We start from the raw sequence: 18,485 nt of genomic DNA on the forward strand, positions 1-18,485 counted from the left end.
TCAGCCGGCCTCCTGGCCGCGGGGGTCGAAGCGGTAGCCCACGCCCCACACGGTCCGGATCAGGCGCGGGTGGGCCGGGTCGTCCTCGACCTTGCCGCGCAGCCTGCGGACGTGGACGGTGACGGTGGACAGGTCGCCGAAGTCCCAGCCCCACACCTCACGCATCAGGTCCTCACGGCCGAACGCCCTTCCCGGGTTCCGCAGGAAGAAGGCGAGGAGGTCGAACTCGCGCAGGGTGAGGGAGAGTTCGGCACCGTCCTTGGTGGCGCGGCGGGCGGCGGGGTCGGCCGTCAGGCCAGCCGCGGCCGGCGGGGGCGCCGCGGTGGCGGGCCGGGCGCGGCGCAGCACCGACTCCACCCGCAGGACGAGTTCGCGCGGGCTGAAGGGTTTGGTGACGTAGTCGTCGGCGCCCACTTCCAGGCCGAGGACGCGGTCGTCCTCGTCGCCCCGGGCGGTGAGCATGATGACCGGGACGGGCCCGCCGTCGCGCAGCCTGCGGCAGACCTCCAGGCCGTCCATGCCGGGCAGCATCAGGTCCAGCACCACCAGGTCGGGCCGGTGGGCGGCGGCGCGGGCCAGGGCGGTGGGGCCGTCGCCGGCCCGCTCGACGGTGTGACCGGCGCGGTCCAGGTAACCGGCGACGACCTCCGCGACCGTGGGGTCGTCGTCGACGACCAGGACGCGGGCGGCGGTGCCCGGTGGGTGCCCGGCGGTGGTTCCCGCCTGCGGGGTCTCGAACGGCGGCTGCATGCCTCCAGCCTCGCACCACGGCGCCGCCGGCGGAGGCCGTGAGGCGTGCGTACGGCGTCGACGTCCGCGTTTCGTAAGGAGCCGAAGTCCGGTTCGTCCGGTTCGCGTTCGTAGGGTGAACGGCGTGACTCTCTCCCCACCGCCCCCGGGCGGCGTCGACATCGTCCTGCCCTGTCTCGACGAGGCCCGGGCCCTGCCCTGGGTGCTGGCCAGGATCCCGGCCGGCTGGCGCGCGCTCGTGGTGGACAACGGCTCCACCGACGGTTCGGCCGGGATCGCCCGGGGGCTCGGCGCGACCGTCGTCCACGAGCCGCGCCGGGGCTTCGGCGCGGCCTGCCACGCCGGGCTGACCGCCGCCACCGCCGAGGTGGTGTGCTTCTGCGACTGCGACGCCTCGCTCGACCCGTCCCTGCTGGAGCCGTTCGTCCGGGAGGTGCGCGCGGGCGGCGCCGACCTGGTGCTGGGCCGAAGGCGGCCGCACGGCCGGGGCAGCTGGCCCGCGCACGCCCGGGCCGGCAATCTCGCCCTGGCCCGGCTGCTGCGGCGCCGCACCGGTCTGCGGCTGCACGACCTGGGGCCGCTGCGGGCCGGCCGCCGCGAGGCGCTGCTCGGCCTCAACCTCACCGACCGGCGCAGCGGCTATCCGCTGGAGATGGTGGTGCGGGCGGCCGACGCGGGCTGGCGGATCACCGAGCACGACGTTCCCTACCTGCCCCGTACCGGCGCCTCGAAGGTCACCGGCACCTGGCGCGGTACCTGGCGGGCGGTGCGGGACATGAGCCGCGTCCTGAACGACGTCCCCGTCCGCGAAGGGATCCCGCGGTGACCCGGCCGGACCCGGTGACCGCACCGGCCCCGGTGACCACGCTCCTCGTCATCGCCAAGGAGCCGGTGCCCGGCCGGGTGAAGACCCGCCTCACCCCGCCGTTCGCGCCGTGGGAGGCGGCGGCCCTCGCGGAGGCCGCCCTCGCGGACACCCTGGCGGCCGTCGCCGCCGCCCCGGCCGCCCGCCGGGTCCTGGTGCTGGACGGCACGCCCGGGCCGTGGCTGCCGCCCGGCTTCGACGTCGTGCCGCAGTGCGCGGGAGGTCTGGACGAGCGGCTGGCGGACGCCTTCGCCCGCTGCGAGGGGCCCGCGCTGCTGATCGGCATGGACACCCCGCAGGTGACGCCGGGCCTGCTGACGGTGGACTTCGCGGACTGCGACGCCTGCTTCGGGCCCGCCGAGGACGGCGGTTTCTGGGCGCTGGGGCTCGCCGTGCCGGACCCCGCGCTGCTGCGCGGCGTGCCCATGTCGACGCCGTCCACCGGCGCCGTCCAGCGCGAGCGGCTCGTCGCCGCCGGGCTGCGGGTGCGCGAGCTGCCGCCCCTGCGGGACGTGGACGACGCCCGGGACGCCCGCGCGGTCGCCGCGCTGGCCCCGCACGGCCGGTTCGCCGCCCGGCTGGCCCGCTGCGCGGCGGCGTACCGGTGAGGGCCCGGCGGGCCGGCGCCGTCCCCTGGGCCGCGGCCGGCCCGTACGCCACCGCGCTGCGGGCCGGCCGCGGGCCGCTGTTCCTGCGCCGCGCCGACGGCCGGCTGCTGCCGCTGGAGGTGGAGCGCTGGTGCGCGCGGGCCGACCGGGTCGACCGGGAGGTGCTGGACCGGTGCGAGGGCGCCGTGCTGGACGTCGGCTGCGGGCCGGGGCGGCTGGTGGCGGAACTCGCCGCCCGCGGCCGTACGGCCCTCGGTGTCGACGTGAGCGAGGCCGCCGTCGAGCACACCGTCCGGCTCGGGGGGCAGGCGCTGCGGCGCTCGGTCTTCGACCCGCTGCCCGGCGAGGGCCGCTGGGGCACCGTCCTGCTGATGGACGGCAACGTCGGCATCGGCGGTGATCCGCGCGCCCTGCTGGCCCGGGCGGCCCGGCTCCTCTCCCCCGGCGGACTGCTGATCGCCGAGACCCTGCCGGGGGACGTCGACGAGCGCGCCGAGGTGCAGGTCGTCGGCGTCACCGGGGCCCGCGCGGGGAGCGGCGGTCCGTTCCCGTGGGCGCGGCTCGGCACCCCGGTGCTGTCCCGGTACGCGGACCGGGCGGGCTGGGGTGCCGTCGATCAGTGGGCGGCGGGCGGGCGGTGCTTCGTCGCCCTGCGCAGCCGCAGCGCCAGCAGCAGCGCCGAGGCGCCGAAGAGCACGGCGGTGATCAGCAGCCAGCGGGCCGCGAACCCGTCCGCGGGGAGTCCGGTGGCCGACCGGTAGCGGTCGGCCACCCTCCCGCTGATCAACGGGAACCACACCAGCAGGAGCAGTCCGGACAGGGCGGCCGGGACCCGGACGTACAGGGTCCACTCGCCGCGGCCGGCCGTGCGCAGCCCCCGGACCAGGGCCCGGTCCGCCGTCGCGTACAGGGGCAGCAGGACCAGGTCGTGCAGGACGGCGGCCCCCGCGAACCACAGGAGCACGCCGAACCGGTCGCCGGCGAGCAGCCGTACGCCCGCGTAACCGGCCAGTGCGAACGAGCAGGCGAGCAGGAGGATTCGGAGGGGGCTGCCGACGGGGATCCGTCGTCGCGCCGGCCTCCTCCCGGGGGTCCGGCTCATCACAGGTCTCCGAAGGTCAGCCGGGCCACCCACTTGGTGTTGAGCACACCGGGCGCGGCGGGCACGACGATCCGCGCCGGGTGGCCGTGGTCGGGGGAGAGTTCCTCGCCGTTGACGGACAGGGCGAGCAGGGAGCGCGGGTCGGCCACCTGGTCGGCGCGCAGGGCGGCACGGCGGAAGGCGCCGCGGAGCTGGAGGGACTCGACGAACACGTCCGGCGGATCGTCCTCGTGTCCGACGAGCGCCGCGAGGTCCCGCAGCCGCACGCCGCGCCACCGCTGGTCGGACGTCGACCAGCCCTCGACGCAGGCGATGGGCAGCGACGCGCTGTGCGGCGGGAGGCGCAGGAGGTCATCGCGGGTGAGGCGGACGGTGCCCGTGCGCCCGGTGACGACGAGCCGCCAGACGTCCGGGCCCGTCTCCGACGGGCGGATGCCCGCGTACCGGGCCGTCTTGTTGATCTGGAAGCCGTTCGGTCCGGTGCCGGGGTCCGGTCCGCCGTGCGGCGCGAGGAGGGCGGTGCGCCGCAGCGGGCCGTCGGTGGTCTGCCCGGCCGTCGTCGCGAACAGCAGCAGTGAACCGCCGCCCACGAACCCCAGGGCGCCGCGCCGGGAGACGGTCGGGGCGTCGGGCCGCGGGGAGACCAGCGAGTCGGCCCCGGGGTCCGGGTCCGCCCTGAGGACCGGGTCCGCCCCGGGACGGGGGCCCCGCTCGGTGCGCGGTGCACGCTCGTCGCGCGGTGCGCGCAGGTTCCGTACGGCCGCCGGGGTCTTCAGGGCGGCGTGGGCGGCGAACGCGGCGAAGAACACCCACGCGCCGTAGAAGTGCAGCGGATAGAAGGAGCCCGGGAAGACGTAGTCCAGCTGGACGTTGAGCACACCGGTCACGAACTCGAAGAGCGCTCCCCCGACCAGGAGCAGCAGGGAGATCCGCTCCAGCGCGTGCGCGAGCGAGCGGGCCGGCGGCAGCGCGAACAGCTTCGGCACCACGGACCACAGCTTGGCCAGCAGCACCGGGATCAGGGTGACGCCGAGGGTGACGTGGACGCCCTGGTTCAGCCGGTACAGCCAGTACGGGTCCGTCGGCCAGGCGAAGAGGTAGAAGCCGAGGATCCCCTTGTCCGGGGTCTTGTCGTCGACCGGCGCCAGATCCGGGTTGTAGGCGGCGTACGACAGCAGGCCCGTCACGAACAGCACGGTGATGCCGGCCAGGAGGACGAGGCCCAGCACCGAGGTGAACCAGGGGCCGCGCAGGGGGCTGCGCCAGAAACCGGGCGCGGAGGGAAGCCGCGGGTCGTCTCGCATGCCCCGACCGTAGGCCCGCGCACCCCGGAGAACGGGCGCGCGACCCATGACGAAACGCTGACGTCCGGCGCCGCGGGCCGCCCGGCGCGGGCCGCGCGGCCTAGCGTTCCGGTGTGACCCGCACCCCGCGCCCCGTCCGCTCCCGCACCCCGCGTTCCGGCTCCGGCCTCGGCCCCGGCCCTTGCTTCAGCTCCGGCCCCGGCGGTGTGCGCCTCGACCTGTACGCCGTCGGGGCGGGCGTCCTGCTGGTGACGGCGGCCGTGCTGATCGGCCGTCACATCGAACGCGACAGCCACACCCTGTTCGTCGACTGGCCCCCGCTGCTGGCGAGTTGGGGACCCCACGTGGGTCCGGGCACCCCGGCGGCGGTCGTCCTGGCGGTGGCCTGCACGGCGTACGGCCCCGTCGTGGCGGCCCGCCTGCCCTGGCGTGCGCTGCTCGCGGCGGTCTGGGGCACGGCGACGGCGTGGATCCTCTCGCTCGCCCTGGTCGACGGCTGGCGGCGGGGCGTCGCCGGCCGGCTCACCACGCGCCACGAGTACCTGCGGGTCGTCGACCGCTTCACCGACATCCCGGCCGCGCTGCGCGGCTTCGACGGGCACATCCTCATCGACGCGCCCGACAACTGGCCCGCCCACGTCGCGGGTCACCCCCCGGCCGCCACGCTCACCTTCGTGCTGCTCGACCGGGCCGGTCTGGGCGGCGGGGGCTGGGCCGGGGTCTGGTGCGTCACGGCCGGTGCGACGGCCTGCGTGGCCGTGCTGGTGGCGGTGCGGGCCCTGGCGGGCGAGGAACTCGCGCGGCGGGCGGCCCCGTTCCTCGTGGTGACCCCGGCGGCGGTGTGGATGGGCGTCTCGGCCGACGCGTACTTCGCGGCCGTCGCGGCCTGGTCCGTGGCCCTGCTGGTCCTCGCCGTCACCGCCCGGTCGGCCCGGCGTTCGGCCGGATGGGCGGCCGGTTCCGGCCTGCTGTTCGGCCTGACCTGCTATCTCTCCTACGGCCTCACCCTGTTCGCCGTCGTCGGCGCGGCGGTGCTGCTGCCGTTCCGGCGGCGCGTCCGGGAGCGGCCCGCGCCGCTGCTCCTGCCGCTGCTGGCCGGACTCGCGGTGGTGCCGGCGCTGTTCACGCTCGCCGGGTTCGACTGGTGGGAGGCGTACCGGCTGCTCGTGACGCGTTACCGTCAGGGCGCGGGCGGGGTGCGCCCCTACGGCTACTGGGTGTGGGCCAACCTCGCCTGCACCGTCCTGATCATCGGCGCGGCCTCGGCGGCGGGCCTGGGACGGGCCGGTGCGGTGCTGCTGCGGCACCCGCGCGCGGCTCTCGCCGCCCCCGGTGCCCCGGACCGGGCCGGTGCCGCGGCCCGGCTGGCGCTCCTGGCGGCGGCGGCGTTCCTGGCGCTGCTGGCCGCCGACCTGTCCGGCATGAGCAAGGCGGAGACGGAACGCATCTGGCTGCCGTTCGCGCTGTGGCTGTTCCCGGCCTGCGCGTTCCTGCCCCGTCCGCGTGCCTGGCTGGCCGCGCAGGCGGTCCTGGCCCTGCTGCTCGACCACCTGCTGAGGACAAGCTGGTGAGGCGGGGGCCAGGACGCGCCGGCGACGGCAGAAGCGCGGACGCGGGACGGGCGTGGCCGGTCAGCCGGTGGTGGCGAGGAGTCCGAGCGTGTCGATGACGCGGTTCGAGAAGCCCCACTCGTTGTCGTACCAGGCGACGACCTTGATGTGCCGGCCGTCGACGCGGGTGAGGGCCGAGTCGAAGATCGACGAGGCCGGGTTGCCGACGATGTCGGCGGACACGAGCGCGTCCTCGGAGTACTCCAGGACCCCGGCGAGGGGGCCTTCGGCGGCGGCGCGGTAGGCCGCCAGCACCTCGTCGCGGGTCACGTCGCGGGAGACGGTCGTGTTGAGTTCGACGATCGAGCCCACCGGGACGGGCACGCGGATCGAGTCGCCCGACAGCTTGCCCTCGAGGTTCGGCAGGACCAGGCCGATCGCCTTGGCGGCTCCCGTCGTGGTCGGCACGATGTTGACACCGGCGGCGCGGGCGCGGCGCGGGTCGCGGTGCGGGCCGTCCTGGAGGTTCTGCTCCTGGGTGTAGGCGTGCACCGTGGTCATGAAGCCGTGCTCGATGCCCGCGAGGTCGTCGAGGACCGAGGCCAGCGGCGCGAGCGCGTTGGTGGTGCAGGAGGCGTTCGAGACGATCGTGTGCAGCTCCGCGTCGTACGCGTCGGTGTTGACGCCGAACGCGAGCGTGACGTCGGCACCGTCGGAGGGCGCGCTGACGAGCACCTTCTTCGCGCCCGCGTCGAGGTGGGCGCGCGCGGCCTTCGCCGAGGTGAAGCGGCCGGTCGCCTCCAGCACGATGTCGACGCCCAGTTCGGCCCAGGGCAGCTGGGCCGGCTCGCGCTCGGCGAGCACCTTGATGCGGCGGCCGTCGACGACGAGGGTGTCCCCCTCGGCGCTCACCGGGCGGCCGAGGCGGCCGGAGGTCGAGTCGAAGGCGAGCAGCCGGGCGAGGGCGGCGGGCTCGGTGAGGTCGTTGACGGCGACGACCTCGAGGTCGGTGTCGCGCTCCAGCAGCGCACGCAGCACGTTGCGTCCGATACGGCCGAATCCGTTGATGGCGATGCGAGTCATGTGTGGTGTCCCTTTCCGTTCGCGTCCCCAGGTTCGCGCGCCGCCCGCGGCCCGGACAGCGGCGAGATCGCCACGGTTCGAAAGGATCGCGCCAAGGTCGCGGACGCGCTCGGAGGCCGGGGACGAGCACCCTCGGCGGCCGGAAGGGGCGGGCGTTCCCGGAGGCCGGGGACGAGCACCCTCGGCGGCCGGAAGGGGCGGGCGTTCCCGGAGGCCGGGGACGGGCGTCCCCGGAGCACCGCCGGGACGGTCTACTCGCCCCGGGTGAAGGTGCGCCGGTACTCGCTGGGGGTGGTGCCGAGGATGTGCTGGAAGTGCGTCCGCAGATTGGCGCCGGTGCCGAGGCCGACGTCGGCGGCGATCTGCTCGACGCTCCGCCCGGACCGTTCGAGCAGTTCCCGGGCCGCGTCGAGGCGGGCCCGCATCACCCACTGCATGGGCGTGTATCCGGTGTCCTCGACGAACCGCCGCGAGAAGGTGCGGGGCGAGACCGCCGCGTGCCGGGCGAGCACCGTGAGGGTGAGGTCGGCGTCGAGGCGGCGCAGCGCCCACTCGCGGGTGGCCGCGAACCGTTCGCCGAGCGGCTCGGGCACGCTGCGCGGCACGTACTGCGCCTGGCCGCCGCTGCGGTAGGGGGCCGCGACGAGGCGCCGGGCGGTGTGGTTGGAGGCGGCCACCCCGAGGTCGCCGCGCAGGATGTGCAGGCACAGGTCGATGCCGGAGGCGGCGCCGGCCGAGGTCAGGACGCTGCCCTCGTCGACGAAGAGGACGTTCTCGTCGACCCGGACCAGCGGGTGCCGGGCCGCCAGGGCCCGCGTGTAGTGCCAGTGCGTGGTGGCGCGCCTGCCGTCGAGCAGGCCGGTGGCGGCGAGCGCGAAGGCGCCCGTGGAGATGGCGGCGAGGCGGGCGCCGAGGCCGTGGGCGGCGACCAGCGCCTCCACGACGGCCGGCGGGGGGTCGTCGCGGTCGGGGAAGCGGTAGCCGGGGATGAAGACGATGTCGGCCCGGGTGAGGGCGTCGAGCCCGTCCGCGACGTGGTAGGAGAGGCCGTCGCCGCCGGTCACCAGCCCCGGCGCCGCGCCGCAGACCCGTACCTCGTACGGCATGCTCGCCCGCGTCGTGAACACCTGCGCGGGGATGCCCACGTCCAGCGGTTTCGCCCCTTCGAGCACGAGGACGGCGACACGACGGAGACGGGGGGCCTGCACGGGGCCAGATTACCGGGCGGGGACCGGCGGTCCCCCGTGCTCCGGCCCGGCCGCGGCGGGCACCCGGGACGGCCGGGCCGGCCCCGTCCTCCTCCGGGTTCGGGCCGCCGCCTCACAGAGCCGTCAGGATCTGCGGCGACAGGGTCTTGATCATGGTGTTGGTCCAGCGCAGCTGCCGCAGGGTCTGCGGGTGGCACGAGGAGGCCAGGGCGAGGAGGTCGTCGTCCCGGGTGGCCTGTGCGACCTGGGCGAGCATCTCCCAGTGGAGGGAGTTGCCGGTGGCGTCCAGGTGCAGCCGCCGCAGGTCGCGCAGGAGCAGCAGACCGGGCTCGGGGCGGTGGCCCACCGCTTCGGCGGCCTTCTCCCGCAGTGTCGACAGGATGCCCGGCGCGGGGGTCCCGGTGGAGCCGTCGAGGTCGAGGCCGTGGGCTCCGCCCGCGCCGGCCAGGCGCCGGACGTGTTCGCGGGACCAGCGGGCGAGGTCGGTGGCGACGTGGTGGATCTCGTGGTCGGCGCGGTGCCGTTCGGCGACCGCCGTCAGCTGCCCGGCGAGGTGTTCCTCGCCGTGGTGCAGGGCGCGCAGGGTCAGCGCGGTGCCGTTCATCCGGCGTCCTCCTCACGGCCGCGGCCGCCCGCCTCGGCGGCGGGGGCGGACGTGGCCAGGGCGGCCGTCCCGCCCGTGGTGGCCGGTACGGAGCCGGCGCGGGCGGGGGCGGACGCGCCGGTGGTCGGCGCGGGGGCGGGAGCGCCGTCGCCGCGTTCCACGAGGCGGAGCGCGGCGGCCGCGGTCTTGAACAGCGGCTGCTTGGAGGCGGGGTCCCAGTCGGTGACGGTCGTCTCGTTCGCGGCACGCGGGGGCGTGTCGCCGTCCGGGGCGTGTCCGCCCGCGGTGTCCCAGTAGCCGTAGTGGAAGGGGACGAAGATCAGGCCGGGCCGGATGCCGGTCACCCGGAGCCGGCCCCGCAGGGCGCCGCGCGGGGTGGCGACCTCCACGAGGTCGCCCTCGGCGAGCCCGAGGAGGGCCGCGTCGGACTCGGACGCCTCCACCCACACGTCGGGGGCGGCCGCGTCGAGCTGGGGGGCGCGTGCCGTCTTGGTCCGGGTGTGGAAGTGGTAGAGGGTGCGGCCCGTGGTCAGCTGGAACGGGTACCGGTCGTCGGGGATCTCGTGGGGCGGCAGGTAGCCGGCCGCCTTGATGACGGCCTTCCCGTCCGGGTTGAGGGAGCGGTACTCGACCGCGTCGGCGCCCGCGCCGGTGACCAGGTCCTTGCCGTAGCTCTCGCAGACGTCGGGGTGCGCCCAGGCGATCCCGTCGGTGTAGAGGCGTTCGGTGCCGTCGGGGGCCTGTTCGTTGCAGGGCCACTGGATGCCGCTGCCGCCGCGCAGCCTGTCGTAGGTGATGCCGGTGTAGTCGCACGGCCGGCCGGCGCTGCACCGTTTCCACGCCTCGAACGCGGACTCCGGGTCGTGCCAGGTGACGAGCGGTGCGCCGGCCTTGTCGCGGAAGTCCATGCGGGCCGCGTAGGCGAGGAAGATGTCCAGGTCGGGCCGGGCCAGGCCGGGCGGTTCGACGGCCTTGTCGGACAGGTGGACCGTGCGGTCGGCGTTGGTGAACGTGCCGGTCTTCTCGCCCCAGGTGGCCGCGGGCAGGACGACGTCGGCCAGCTGCGCGGTCTCGGTCAGGAAGAGGTCCTGGACGACCACGAAGAGGCGGTCCTGCTCCAGGATCGATCGGATGCGGGCCAGTTCGGGCAGGGACACCGCCGGGTTGGTGCCGCTGATCCACAGCATGCGGATCGAGCCCTGCTCGGCGTAGCGGAACATCTGCATCGCGTGGGTGGGCGGGGCGTGGTGCGGGATGGTCTCCGGTTCGACGTTCCACACCCGCGCCAGGTCGGCGACGTGGCTGTCGTTCTGCCAGTTGCGGAATCCGGGGAGGTCGCCGTTCGCGCCGCACTCGCGGGTGTTCTGGGCGGTGGGCTGCCCGTTCATCTGCAGGACGCCGGCGCCGGGCCTGCCGAGCATGCCGCGCACGAGGTGCAGGTTGTTGACCTGGACGGCCGCCGCGGTCGCCTGGTGGGACTGGTACACGCCCTGCAGCACCGTGGACAGCAGCCGCTCGGCCGTCCCGAGGAGCTCCGCGGCCTCCTCGATCCGCGCGGCCGGCACGTCGCAGATCCCGGCCGCCCAGGCGGGGGTGCACTCCCGCACCCGTGCGGCCAGTTCCTCGAACCCGACCGTGTGCGCGGCGAGGAAGGCGTGGTCGACGCGGTCCGTCCGGACGATCTCGTGCAGGAGCGCGTCGAGCAGGGCGACGTTCGTGCCGACGCGCGGGGCCAGGTGCACGACCGCCGCGCGGGCCACCCGGGTGGGGCGCGGGTCGACGCACACCAGGCGGGGCGGGTCGGCGCCCTCCAGCCGGTCGAGGATCCGCATCCACTGCACGGGCTGGGTCTCGGCGATGTTGTGCCCGAACAGCGCGATGACGTCGGCGTGGTCGATGTCGTCGTAGCTGCCCGGCTGTCCGTCGCAGCCGAACGACTCCTTCAGCGCCTCGCCGGCGGTCGCCGTGCACAGGCGGGTGTTGCCGTCGAGGTGGTGGGTGCCGATGCCGGCCCGGGCCAGCACCGCGAGCGTGTAGTACTCCTCCAGGAACAGCTGTCCGCTGGTGTAGAAGCCGATCGATCCCGGGCCGCGTTCGTCCAGCAGGTCCCGCGAGCGGGTGACGATCCGGTCCAGGGCGGTGTCCCAGTCGCACGCGACGAGGCGTCCGTCGCGGCGGACCATCGGTGTGGTCAGCCGGTCCGGGGAGGCGTTGGCCTGCCAGCCGAAGAGGTCCTTCGGTCCCAGCCGTCCGCGGTTGACCCGGTCGCCCGCCCGGCCGCGCACCCCGGCGATACGGCCGTCCAGCACGGCGATGTCCATGGCGTCGCCGTCGGAGTGCAGGATCGACGCCGCCTGCACCCACCGCTGGACCCGCGCCGGGTCGACGCCCGCCGCCAGGTGGGTGTCGACGCGCACGGGCCACGGCTCGTGCGGCCCGTAGGGGGTGCGGCCGCCCCACGGCCGTGCGATCCGGTCCACCGGAGCGCCCATGTCTGCCTCCGAAGGGTTCACGTCTGCCTCCCGGCGGTCCCTGCGCCTCCGCCCCGTACGGGCGCGGCGTCCGGGCGGTCCCGGCGGTGCCCGGCGCGGTACGGCGGTCCCGGCGGCACCGCGTGCCGCGCCGCCCGCTCCCGGTACCCCTCGGGAGCGCGCCGTAACGGAGGCCGGCGCACTTCCCCGGCGGTCGGGGGCGACGCGCCGATTGGCGGGGCCGCCGCCGGGGCACCCGGCCGCCAGGCCGGCGGTGCCGGCCGCGACCGGTCCGGAACGCCCCCGCGTCCGGACGACGACACGACCGAGGAGCGCTCCCGTGAACGACCACACCCCCAGCCAGGCCGAGGGCGAGCCCGAGGAGCCCGACACCGCGAACAGGACCGACACGCCCTCCCCCGACCACCCGACGCCGTCCCAGGCCGAGGGCGAGAGGGACGACGAGCCCGACACCGGGACCGGGACGGGAACGGGGAGCTGATCCGGCGCCGTGCCGAGGGACCGGACGCGGTGTCGCGTGGTGATGCAGAACACCCCCTTTGCATGATCATGCGAGATGCTGCATACTCTTCCTATGTCCAAGGTCCTCACCTCCCTTCCCGCCGGCGAACGCGTCGGCATCGCCTTCTCGGGCGGCCTCGACACGTCCGTCGCGGTCGCGTGGATGCGCGACAAGGGCGCCGTCCCCTGCACCTACACCGCCGACATCGGCCAGTACGACGAGCCCGACATCGCGTCGGTGCCCGGCCGTGCCAAGACGTACGGCGCCGAGGTCGCGCGCCTCGTCGACTGCCGCGCGGCGCTGGTCGAGGAGGGCCTGGCCGCACTCACCTGCGGGGCGTTCCACATCCGCTCGGGCGGGCGCGCGTACTTCAACACGACGCCCCTCGGCCGTGCGGTCACGGGCACCCTGCTGGTGCGCGCGATGCTGGAGGACGACGTCCAGATCTGGGGCGACGGCTCGACGTTCAAGGGCAACGACATCGAGCGGTTCTACCGCTACGGGCTGCTCGCCAACCCGCACCTGCGGATCTACAAGCCCTGGCTGGACGCGGACTTCGTGACCGAGCTGGGCGGCCGCAAGGAGATGTCGGAGTGGCTGGTCGCCCACGACCTGCCCTACCGTGACAGCACGGAGAAGGCGTACTCCACCGACGCCAACATCTGGGGCGCCACCCACGAGGCCAAGACCCTGGAGCACCTCGACACGGGCGTGGAGACCGTGGAGCCGATCATGGGCGTGCGGTTCTGGGACCCCTCGGTCGAGATCCCCACCGAGGACGTGACCATCCGCTTCGACCAGGGCCGCCCGGTGGCGATCGACGGCAAGGAGTTCGCCTCCGCCGTGGACCTGGTGATGGAGGCGAACGCCATCGGCGGCCGGCACGGCCTCGGCATGTCGGACCAGATCGAGAACCGGATCATCGAGGCGAAGAGCCGCGGCATCTACGAGGCGCCCGGCATGGCCCTGCTGCACGCGGCGTACGAGCGTCTCGTCAACGCCATCCACAACGAGGACACCCTCGCCCAGTACCACACCGAGGGCCGCCGGCTGGGCCGCCTGATGTACGAGGGCCGCTGGCTGGACCCGCAGGCGCTGATGATCCGGGAGTCGCTGCAGCGGTGGGTCGGCTCGGCGGTCACCGGGGAGGTCACCCTGCGGCTGCGGCGCGGCGAGGACTACTCGATCCTCGACACCACGGGCCCGGCGTTCAGCTACCACCCGGACAAGCTGTCGATGGAGCGCACCGAGGACTCCGCGTTCGGTCCGGTGGACCGGATCGGCCAGCTCACCATGCGCAACCTGGACATCGCCGACTCGCGCGCCAAGCTGGAGCAGTACGTCGGACTCGGTCTGATCGGCACCGGCGGTCCGGCCGTCGGTGCCGCGCAGGCGGCCGCGACCGGCCTCATCGGCACCATGCCGGAGATGCCGCGGGGCGGCGCCGAGGCCATCGCCTCGCGCGGCGAGATCCCCGGGGACGACGAGCTGCTGGACCGCGCCGCCATGGAGTTCGGCACGGACTGACGTCCCGTCACGTGAGGGGCGGTCCGGCACCGGTGGGTGCCGGACCGCCCCTCACGTGCGTCCCGGGCCGCCGTGCCGGGCGGCGGACACCGCCGGACGGCCGGCCACGGGGCGCGTCCGGCCCGGCACGGGCCGGACGCGCCGCCGGACGCTCAGTGGACGGAGAAGCCGCCGTCCACGAAGACCGACTGACCGGTGACGTAGGCGGAGGAGCGGCCGGCCAGGAAGACCGCGGCCCCGCCGAAGTCCTCGGCCAGCCCGTTCCGGCCGACCATCGTGCGCGCGGCCAGCGCCGCCACCTTCTCCGGGTCGGAGGACAGCCGCGCGTTCAGCGGCGTCATGACGAACCCGGGCACCAGCGTGTTGCAGGTGACGCCGTACGGCGACCAGGCCTCGGCCTGGGAGCGGGCCAGCGACTCCAGCGCGCCCTTGGAGACGCCGTAGGCGCCGCTGTCGGCGAACGCCCGGTGGGCCTGCTGGGAGGTGACGTGGATGATCCGTCCGTAGCCCCGCTCGGCCATGCCCGGTCCGAACCGCCGGCTCAGCAGGTGGGGCGCCTCCAGGTTGACCGCCATCGTCGTGTCCCAGACGTCGTCGTCCAGTTCGCCCAGGGGCGGCCGCAGGTTGACGCCGGCGCTGTTGACGAGGATGTCGGGCTCGCCGAACACCGCGGCCGCCCGCTCCGCCGCCGCACGCACCCCGTCGCGGGTGCTCAGGTCGCCGGCCGCCCAGCCCGCGCGGCAGCCGTCCGCCGTCAGCTCCTCGACGGTGGCGGCGAGTTCCCGCTCCTTGCGGGCCACCACGACCACGCTCGCCCCCGCCCGCGCGAGGGCCCCGGCGATGCCCCTGCCGATGCCGGAGCTGCCGCCCGTGACCAGGGCGGTCAGGCCGTCCAGCGAGAACATGTCGAAGAGGTGGTCGCGCGAGGTCATGAGGGCACCCTAGGGCCTGTCGTCGTCTTCCGGTCCCGTCGTCGCCCTCCCGCCGTCCGCCGCCTCCCGGTACCGGCACGGGCCGGGAGGCGGCGGACGGCGCGTCAGACGGCGGCCGCGTCGGCGGGGTGCTCCAGGAGGCTGAGGTAGGGCAGGTCCGTCAGCGGCTCGCCGGTGCAGAACCGGACGACGAGGTCAGCGTGCGCGACGTCCTGTTCCAGCGTGAACATGTGGTCGGCGTCGCGGAACGTCGCGAACGGGGCCCGCAGTTCGCGGGCCAGCCGCCGCCCCTGGGCCGGGGTGGTGAGGTGGTCCTGCTCGCCCGTGTAGACCACGGCGGGCATGTCGAGGGCGATCGGCTCGTACCACTCGTGCAGCAGCATGCGGGCGTTGTGGTCGCAGGCCTTGGCGAGGTCCTGGCCGCTCTGGGTGCGGAACTGGTGGCTGAGCATCCGCCAGACGGCCGGGTGCCGCGGGATCCGGCGGTCCAGCGGCTTCATGAAGGTCGCCATCAGGCTGTCGGCGAGCTCGTCGCGCCGGTCCTCCGCCACCATCGCCCGCCACCGCGGGATCATGCCGAGGTACGGCTGCGGCAGTCGTCCGGTCATCGCGCCGAGCAGCAGCCGGGACACGTGCCGGGGGTACCGCTGGGCGCAGCGCAGGGCGATCGCGCCGCCGTAGCAGGTGCCGAGCAGGTTCGCGTCACGGATGTCGAGTTCGACGAGCAGGTGGTGCAGGGCGGCGGCGAGGAAGTCGTAGCCGTGGGCGGCCGGGAGCGGGTCGGCCGCGCCGAAGCCGGGGAGTTCGACCGTGACCAGGGAGACGTGCGGGAGCAGCAGCTTCTCGTAGTTGGCCCAGGAACCGCGGTCCTGCATCATGCCGCCGACCACGACGAGCGGCCCGGTGACCGGTTCGGGCGCCTCGACCACCCGGCAGAGATAGGTGAACCCCTCGAACTGCAGGCGGTGCTCACGCCTGCGCCCGGTCATCGGCGGTTCCGTCCGGCCGTCGGGCCGCGGTCGTGACGATTGCGGGACCACGAGCTCGCACGGTCGCTCGGTGTCGGCGGGGCCGCTGTGATGAGGGCATGTTCCATGGGAGGTTCAACGCCCGCCCGGCCCTGTTTGTCACTGCGCCGGTAGAGCGACTTCTGCCGCGGGGCCCGGCGGGAGGGACGACGCCGGGCGGTCCGGGACCGCGGTCCACGCGGTCGTCGCCCGCCGCGCCCGGGAGGCGGCCGCGGTCGGCCCGCCCCGGCCGTACGCCCTTTCGCCGGAGCGGGCCCGACCGTCTTCTCCGGAGCGGGCCCGGCCGTCGCGGCGGGCGGCACGGTCAGCCGGTGAGGGGGCAGTTCTCCAGCAGGGTGGCCGGGTCGGCGTCCGCGGGGCGGGCGAGGGTGCGGCTCGCGGGCGGCCGGTGGCCGCCGGAGAGCCAGGCCTCCAGCGCGGTGAAGGCCGAGCGGTGGCAGGGCAGCAGGGGGCGCAGCCGGTCGGGGAAGGCGTCGACCAGGGCGTCGGTGTGCGTGCCGTCCTCGACGCGGTAGTAGCGCAGCAGGCCGCCGCGGCCCGCTCCCCGGACCATCCGGGCGTACACGTCGGAGTCCCGGGTGATGGGCAGCAGGACGTCCAGGGTGCCGTGGAGCGTGATCAGCGGCTTGCCGATGCGGCCGGTCAGCGCGACCCGGTCCACCGCCGCGCGCACGTCGGCGGGGCGGGCCGGATAGTCGTAGTCGGCGTCGCAGCCCGGAACCGAACCCGGGGCGCAGTACGGCGTGCCGGCCTCGGCGGGGCCGTCGAAGGCCGGGTCGAACTCCTCGCGGTAGACGCGCTGGGTCAGGTCCCAGTAGACCTGGTGGTGGAACGGCCACAGGAACTCCGAGCCGGCCGGGAAGCCCGCCCGGTGCAGTTCCGCCCGCGCCTGCCCGGCGTCGGGGCCGCCGGCGGCGTACGCGGGGTAGTGGCGCAGGGCCGGCGGCAGGAACGTGAACAGGTGGGGGCCCTCCGCGCGCCAGAGCGTGCCCTCCCAGTCCACTCCCCCGTCGTACAGCTCCGGGTGGTTCTCCAGCTGCCAGCGCACCAGATAGCCGCCGTTGGACATGCCGGTGGCGAGGGTGCGGGCGGGCGGCCGGTGGTAGCGCCGGGCGACCACCGCCCGGGCGGCGCGGGTGAGTTGGGTGAGGCGGGTGTTCCATTCGGCGACGGCGTCGCCGGGGCGGGCGCCGTCGCGGTGGAAGGCGAGGCCGGTGTTGCCCTTGTCGGTGGCGGCGTAGGCGTAGCCGCGGGCGAGCACCCAGTCGGCGATGGCCCGGTCGTTGGCGTACTGCTCGCGGTTGCCGGGGGTGCCGGCCACGACGAGGCCGCCGTTCCAGCGGTCGGGCAGCCGGACGACGAACTGGGCGTCGTGGTTCCAGCCGTGGTTGGTGTTGGTGGTCGAGGTGTCGGGGAAGTACCCGTCGATCTGGATCCCCGGCACCCCGCTGGGGACGGTCAGGTCCTTCGGGGTCAGTCCGGCCCAGTCGGCCGGGTCGGTGTGTCCCGAGGCGACGGTTCCGGCCGTGGTCAGCTCGGTCAGGCAGGCCGCCCGCTGGTGCGCCGCGCCCGGCACCCGCAGTCCGGACAGGCCCGCGCAGTGGCCGGTGGCGGCGCCGGGGGCCGGACCGGCGTCCGCGGGCGAGGGCAGCAGGGCCGCGGCCGCGGCCAGGACGACGGCGCCGAGGACGGCGCGCCGTCTCGTCGGCGGGGCGGCGGTGGGGAGCGGAGCCATGGACGACCTCCAGCGGGAACGGACGTGACGGCTGGAGGCTAGGCGGCGGCGGAGGGCGCCGGACATGTGCGCGCCCACCATGCCTGTCCCGTGCTTCAAGTGGGCTGACGCCATGCCTGGCCATGCTTGTCCCGGCCGACGCCGTACCTGGCCGCCCCTGCCCCGGCCGGCGGCCTTGCGCGGCCGGTACCGCGCGCGGCCGCCGGCCCCGGACGGCTCCGGACGGCCGCGCCCCGGCCCCGGGTCAGGGGCGGGGGCGGGGGCGGGCGGTCCCGTCGAACGGCTTCCCGCTCGGGGTGACGCCGGTGTCGGTGGCCCCGGGCGTGGCCCTGTCGGCCGGGAAGCGGGACGGCGGGACGACGGCTCTTCCGGGCGGTGGCGGTGGCCGCACGGCGGCTCCCCCGGTGACCCGGGGGAGCCGGTCCGCCGAGCGGCCCGTCGACCGGCACCGCGGGGGTCTGCACCGGGCAGCGGCACGGTCGCGGGCACCGCGGACCGCCGGGCGCGTCCGCACGGATCGTGCCGTCCGGCGAGGGCTGCCGGACCCGGCCGGAGGGGCGGTCCGGTGGTGTCCCGAGGGGCCCCGGCGCGTGCCCGGGCGGGCACGCGCCGCCCGACACGAGGGGGCTCGATTCGGCAGCGGTCGCCGGAACGTGCAGGATGGGGGCATGACGACCAAGGTCTATTTCGACATCACCATCAACGACGAGCCCGCCGGGCGCATCACCTTCAACCTGTTCGACGACGTCGTGCCGAAGACCGCGGAGAACTTCCGCGCGCTGGCCACCGGCGAGAAGGGCTTCGGCTACGCCGGTTCCTCCTTCCACCGCGTGATCCCCTCCTTCATGCTCCAGGGCGGCGACTTCACCCGCGGCAACGGCACGGGCGGCAAGAGCATCTACGGCGAGAAGTTCGCCGACGAGAACTTCACCCTCAAGCACGACCGGCCCGGCCTGCTGTCCATGGCCAACGCCGGTCCGAACACCAACGGTTCGCAGTTCTTCATCACCACGGTCGTGACCGGCTGGCTGGACGGCAAGCACGTGGTGTTCGGCGAGGTCGCCGACGACACCAGCATGGAACTCGTGCGGAAGATCGAGTCCCTCGGCTCGCAGAGCGGCAGCACCTCCGCGAAGATCACCATCGCGTCCTCCGGCCAGCTCTGATCCCGTGCCCCACGGGCCGCCGGCACACG

16 protein-coding genes are annotated in these 18,485 nt (G+C 75.2%); 7 read left to right on the plus strand and 9 right to left on the minus strand.

Features of this window, described 5'->3' with window-relative positions; translation table 11 throughout:
* Entirely contained in the window at positions 1–750 is a 750-nt protein-coding gene (locus ACZ5FU_RS19770) for a response regulator transcription factor (RefSeq protein WP_451779876.1), read from the minus strand.
* Between the two features lie 115 nt (positions 751–865).
* Here ACZ5FU_RS19770 and ACZ5FU_RS19775 point away from each other — a divergent pair, with 115 nt between their 5' ends.
* Genes ACZ5FU_RS19775 through ACZ5FU_RS19785 form a run of 3 tightly spaced genes read left to right on the plus strand, consistent with a single transcriptional unit; the run spans position 866 to position 2,984 of the window.
* Positions 866–1,576 carry a glycosyltransferase family 2 protein gene (locus tag ACZ5FU_RS19775; RefSeq protein WP_469045877.1) on the plus strand — a complete coding sequence of 237 codons (711 nt, stop codon included), beginning with the start codon at positions 866–868 and terminating at the stop codon, positions 1,574–1,576.
* Positions 1,577–1,608: 32 nt separating this feature from the next.
* On the plus strand, positions 1,609–2,223 hold the full coding sequence (locus tag ACZ5FU_RS19780; protein ID WP_451779892.1) for a TIGR04282 family arsenosugar biosynthesis glycosyltransferase: 615 nt from the start codon (positions 1,609–1,611) through the stop codon (positions 2,221–2,223).
* On the plus strand, positions 2,220–2,984 hold the full coding sequence (locus ACZ5FU_RS19785) for a class I SAM-dependent methyltransferase (RefSeq protein ID WP_451779873.1): 765 nt from the start codon (positions 2,220–2,222) through the stop codon (positions 2,982–2,984). Before ACZ5FU_RS19780 ends, ACZ5FU_RS19785 begins: the two co-directional genes overlap by 4 nt.
* Positions 2,985–3,324: 340 nt before the next feature.
* Here ACZ5FU_RS19785 and ACZ5FU_RS19790 read toward each other — a convergent pair whose 3' ends face one another.
* Positions 3,325–4,629 carry a molybdopterin-dependent oxidoreductase gene (locus ACZ5FU_RS19790; RefSeq protein ID WP_451779871.1) on the minus strand — a complete coding sequence of 435 codons (1,305 nt, stop codon included), beginning with the start codon at positions 4,627–4,629 and terminating at the stop codon, positions 3,325–3,327.
* Positions 4,630–4,835: 206 nt separating this feature from the next.
* On the opposite strand from ACZ5FU_RS19790, the gene ACZ5FU_RS19795 reads away from it, so the two are divergent.
* On the plus strand, positions 4,836–6,200 hold the full coding sequence (locus tag ACZ5FU_RS19795; protein ID WP_469045879.1) for a hypothetical protein: 1,365 nt from the start codon (positions 4,836–4,838) through the stop codon (positions 6,198–6,200).
* 60 nt (positions 6,201–6,260) lie between these two features.
* Here the strand turns inward: ACZ5FU_RS19795 and gap are convergent, their stop codons facing one another.
* From gap to ACZ5FU_RS19815, 4 genes are all read right to left on the minus strand, one after another.
* Positions 6,261–7,262 (minus strand): type I glyceraldehyde-3-phosphate dehydrogenase, encoded by a 1,002-nt coding sequence (gene gap, locus ACZ5FU_RS19800; RefSeq protein ID WP_451530184.1) that lies wholly within the window; start codon positions 7,260–7,262, stop codon positions 6,261–6,263.
* 251 nt (positions 7,263–7,513) lie between these two features.
* The gene (locus ACZ5FU_RS19805; RefSeq protein ID WP_451530183.1) at positions 7,514–8,470 is read right to left on the minus strand and encodes a GlxA family transcriptional regulator; all 957 of its coding nucleotides are present in this window, start codon (positions 8,468–8,470) and stop codon (positions 7,514–7,516) included.
* A gap of 112 nt (positions 8,471–8,582) precedes the next feature.
* The gene (locus ACZ5FU_RS19810) at positions 8,583–9,074 is read right to left on the minus strand and encodes a hypothetical protein (protein ID WP_451530182.1); all 492 of its coding nucleotides are present in this window, start codon (positions 9,072–9,074) and stop codon (positions 8,583–8,585) included.
* A complete protein-coding gene (locus ACZ5FU_RS19815) occupies positions 9,071–11,566 on the minus strand; it encodes a molybdopterin oxidoreductase family protein (RefSeq protein ID WP_469045881.1) in 2,496 nt (831 codons plus the stop codon). The genes ACZ5FU_RS19810 and ACZ5FU_RS19815 overlap by 4 nt, the downstream gene beginning before the upstream one ends.
* A gap of 319 nt (positions 11,567–11,885) precedes the next feature.
* Between ACZ5FU_RS19815 and ACZ5FU_RS19820 the strand changes: the two genes are divergently transcribed.
* The gene (locus ACZ5FU_RS19820; protein WP_469045883.1) at positions 11,886–12,047 is read left to right on the plus strand and encodes a hypothetical protein; all 162 of its coding nucleotides are present in this window, start codon (positions 11,886–11,888) and stop codon (positions 12,045–12,047) included.
* Between the two features lie 93 nt (positions 12,048–12,140).
* On the plus strand, positions 12,141–13,595 hold the full coding sequence (argG, locus tag ACZ5FU_RS19825; RefSeq protein WP_451530180.1) for an argininosuccinate synthase: 1,455 nt from the start codon (positions 12,141–12,143) through the stop codon (positions 13,593–13,595).
* 152 nt (positions 13,596–13,747) lie between these two features.
* Here the strand turns inward: argG and ACZ5FU_RS19830 are convergent, their stop codons facing one another.
* From ACZ5FU_RS19830 to ACZ5FU_RS19840, 3 genes are all read right to left on the minus strand, one after another.
* Entirely contained in the window at positions 13,748–14,527 is a 780-nt protein-coding gene (locus ACZ5FU_RS19830) for an SDR family NAD(P)-dependent oxidoreductase (protein WP_451531242.1), read from the minus strand.
* A 104-nt stretch (positions 14,528–14,631) separates the two neighbouring features.
* Positions 14,632–15,516, minus strand: coding sequence for an alpha/beta fold hydrolase (locus tag ACZ5FU_RS19835; RefSeq protein WP_468838047.1), 885 nt, complete (start codon positions 15,514–15,516; stop codon positions 14,632–14,634).
* Between the two features lie 343 nt (positions 15,517–15,859).
* Positions 15,860–17,290: a 3-hydroxybutyrate oligomer hydrolase family protein gene (locus ACZ5FU_RS19840; RefSeq protein WP_451531240.1), complete on the minus strand. Its 1,431-nt coding sequence runs from the start codon at positions 17,288–17,290 to the stop codon at positions 15,860–15,862.
* Between the two features lie 668 nt (positions 17,291–17,958).
* Here ACZ5FU_RS19840 and ACZ5FU_RS19845 point away from each other — a divergent pair.
* Positions 17,959–18,456 carry a peptidylprolyl isomerase gene (locus ACZ5FU_RS19845; RefSeq protein ID WP_451531239.1) on the plus strand — a complete coding sequence of 166 codons (498 nt, stop codon included), beginning with the start codon at positions 17,959–17,961 and terminating at the stop codon, positions 18,454–18,456.
* Positions 18,457–18,485 lie beyond the last annotated feature (29 nt).

This window comes from Streptomyces sp. NPDC031554 (genome assembly GCF_055580685.1).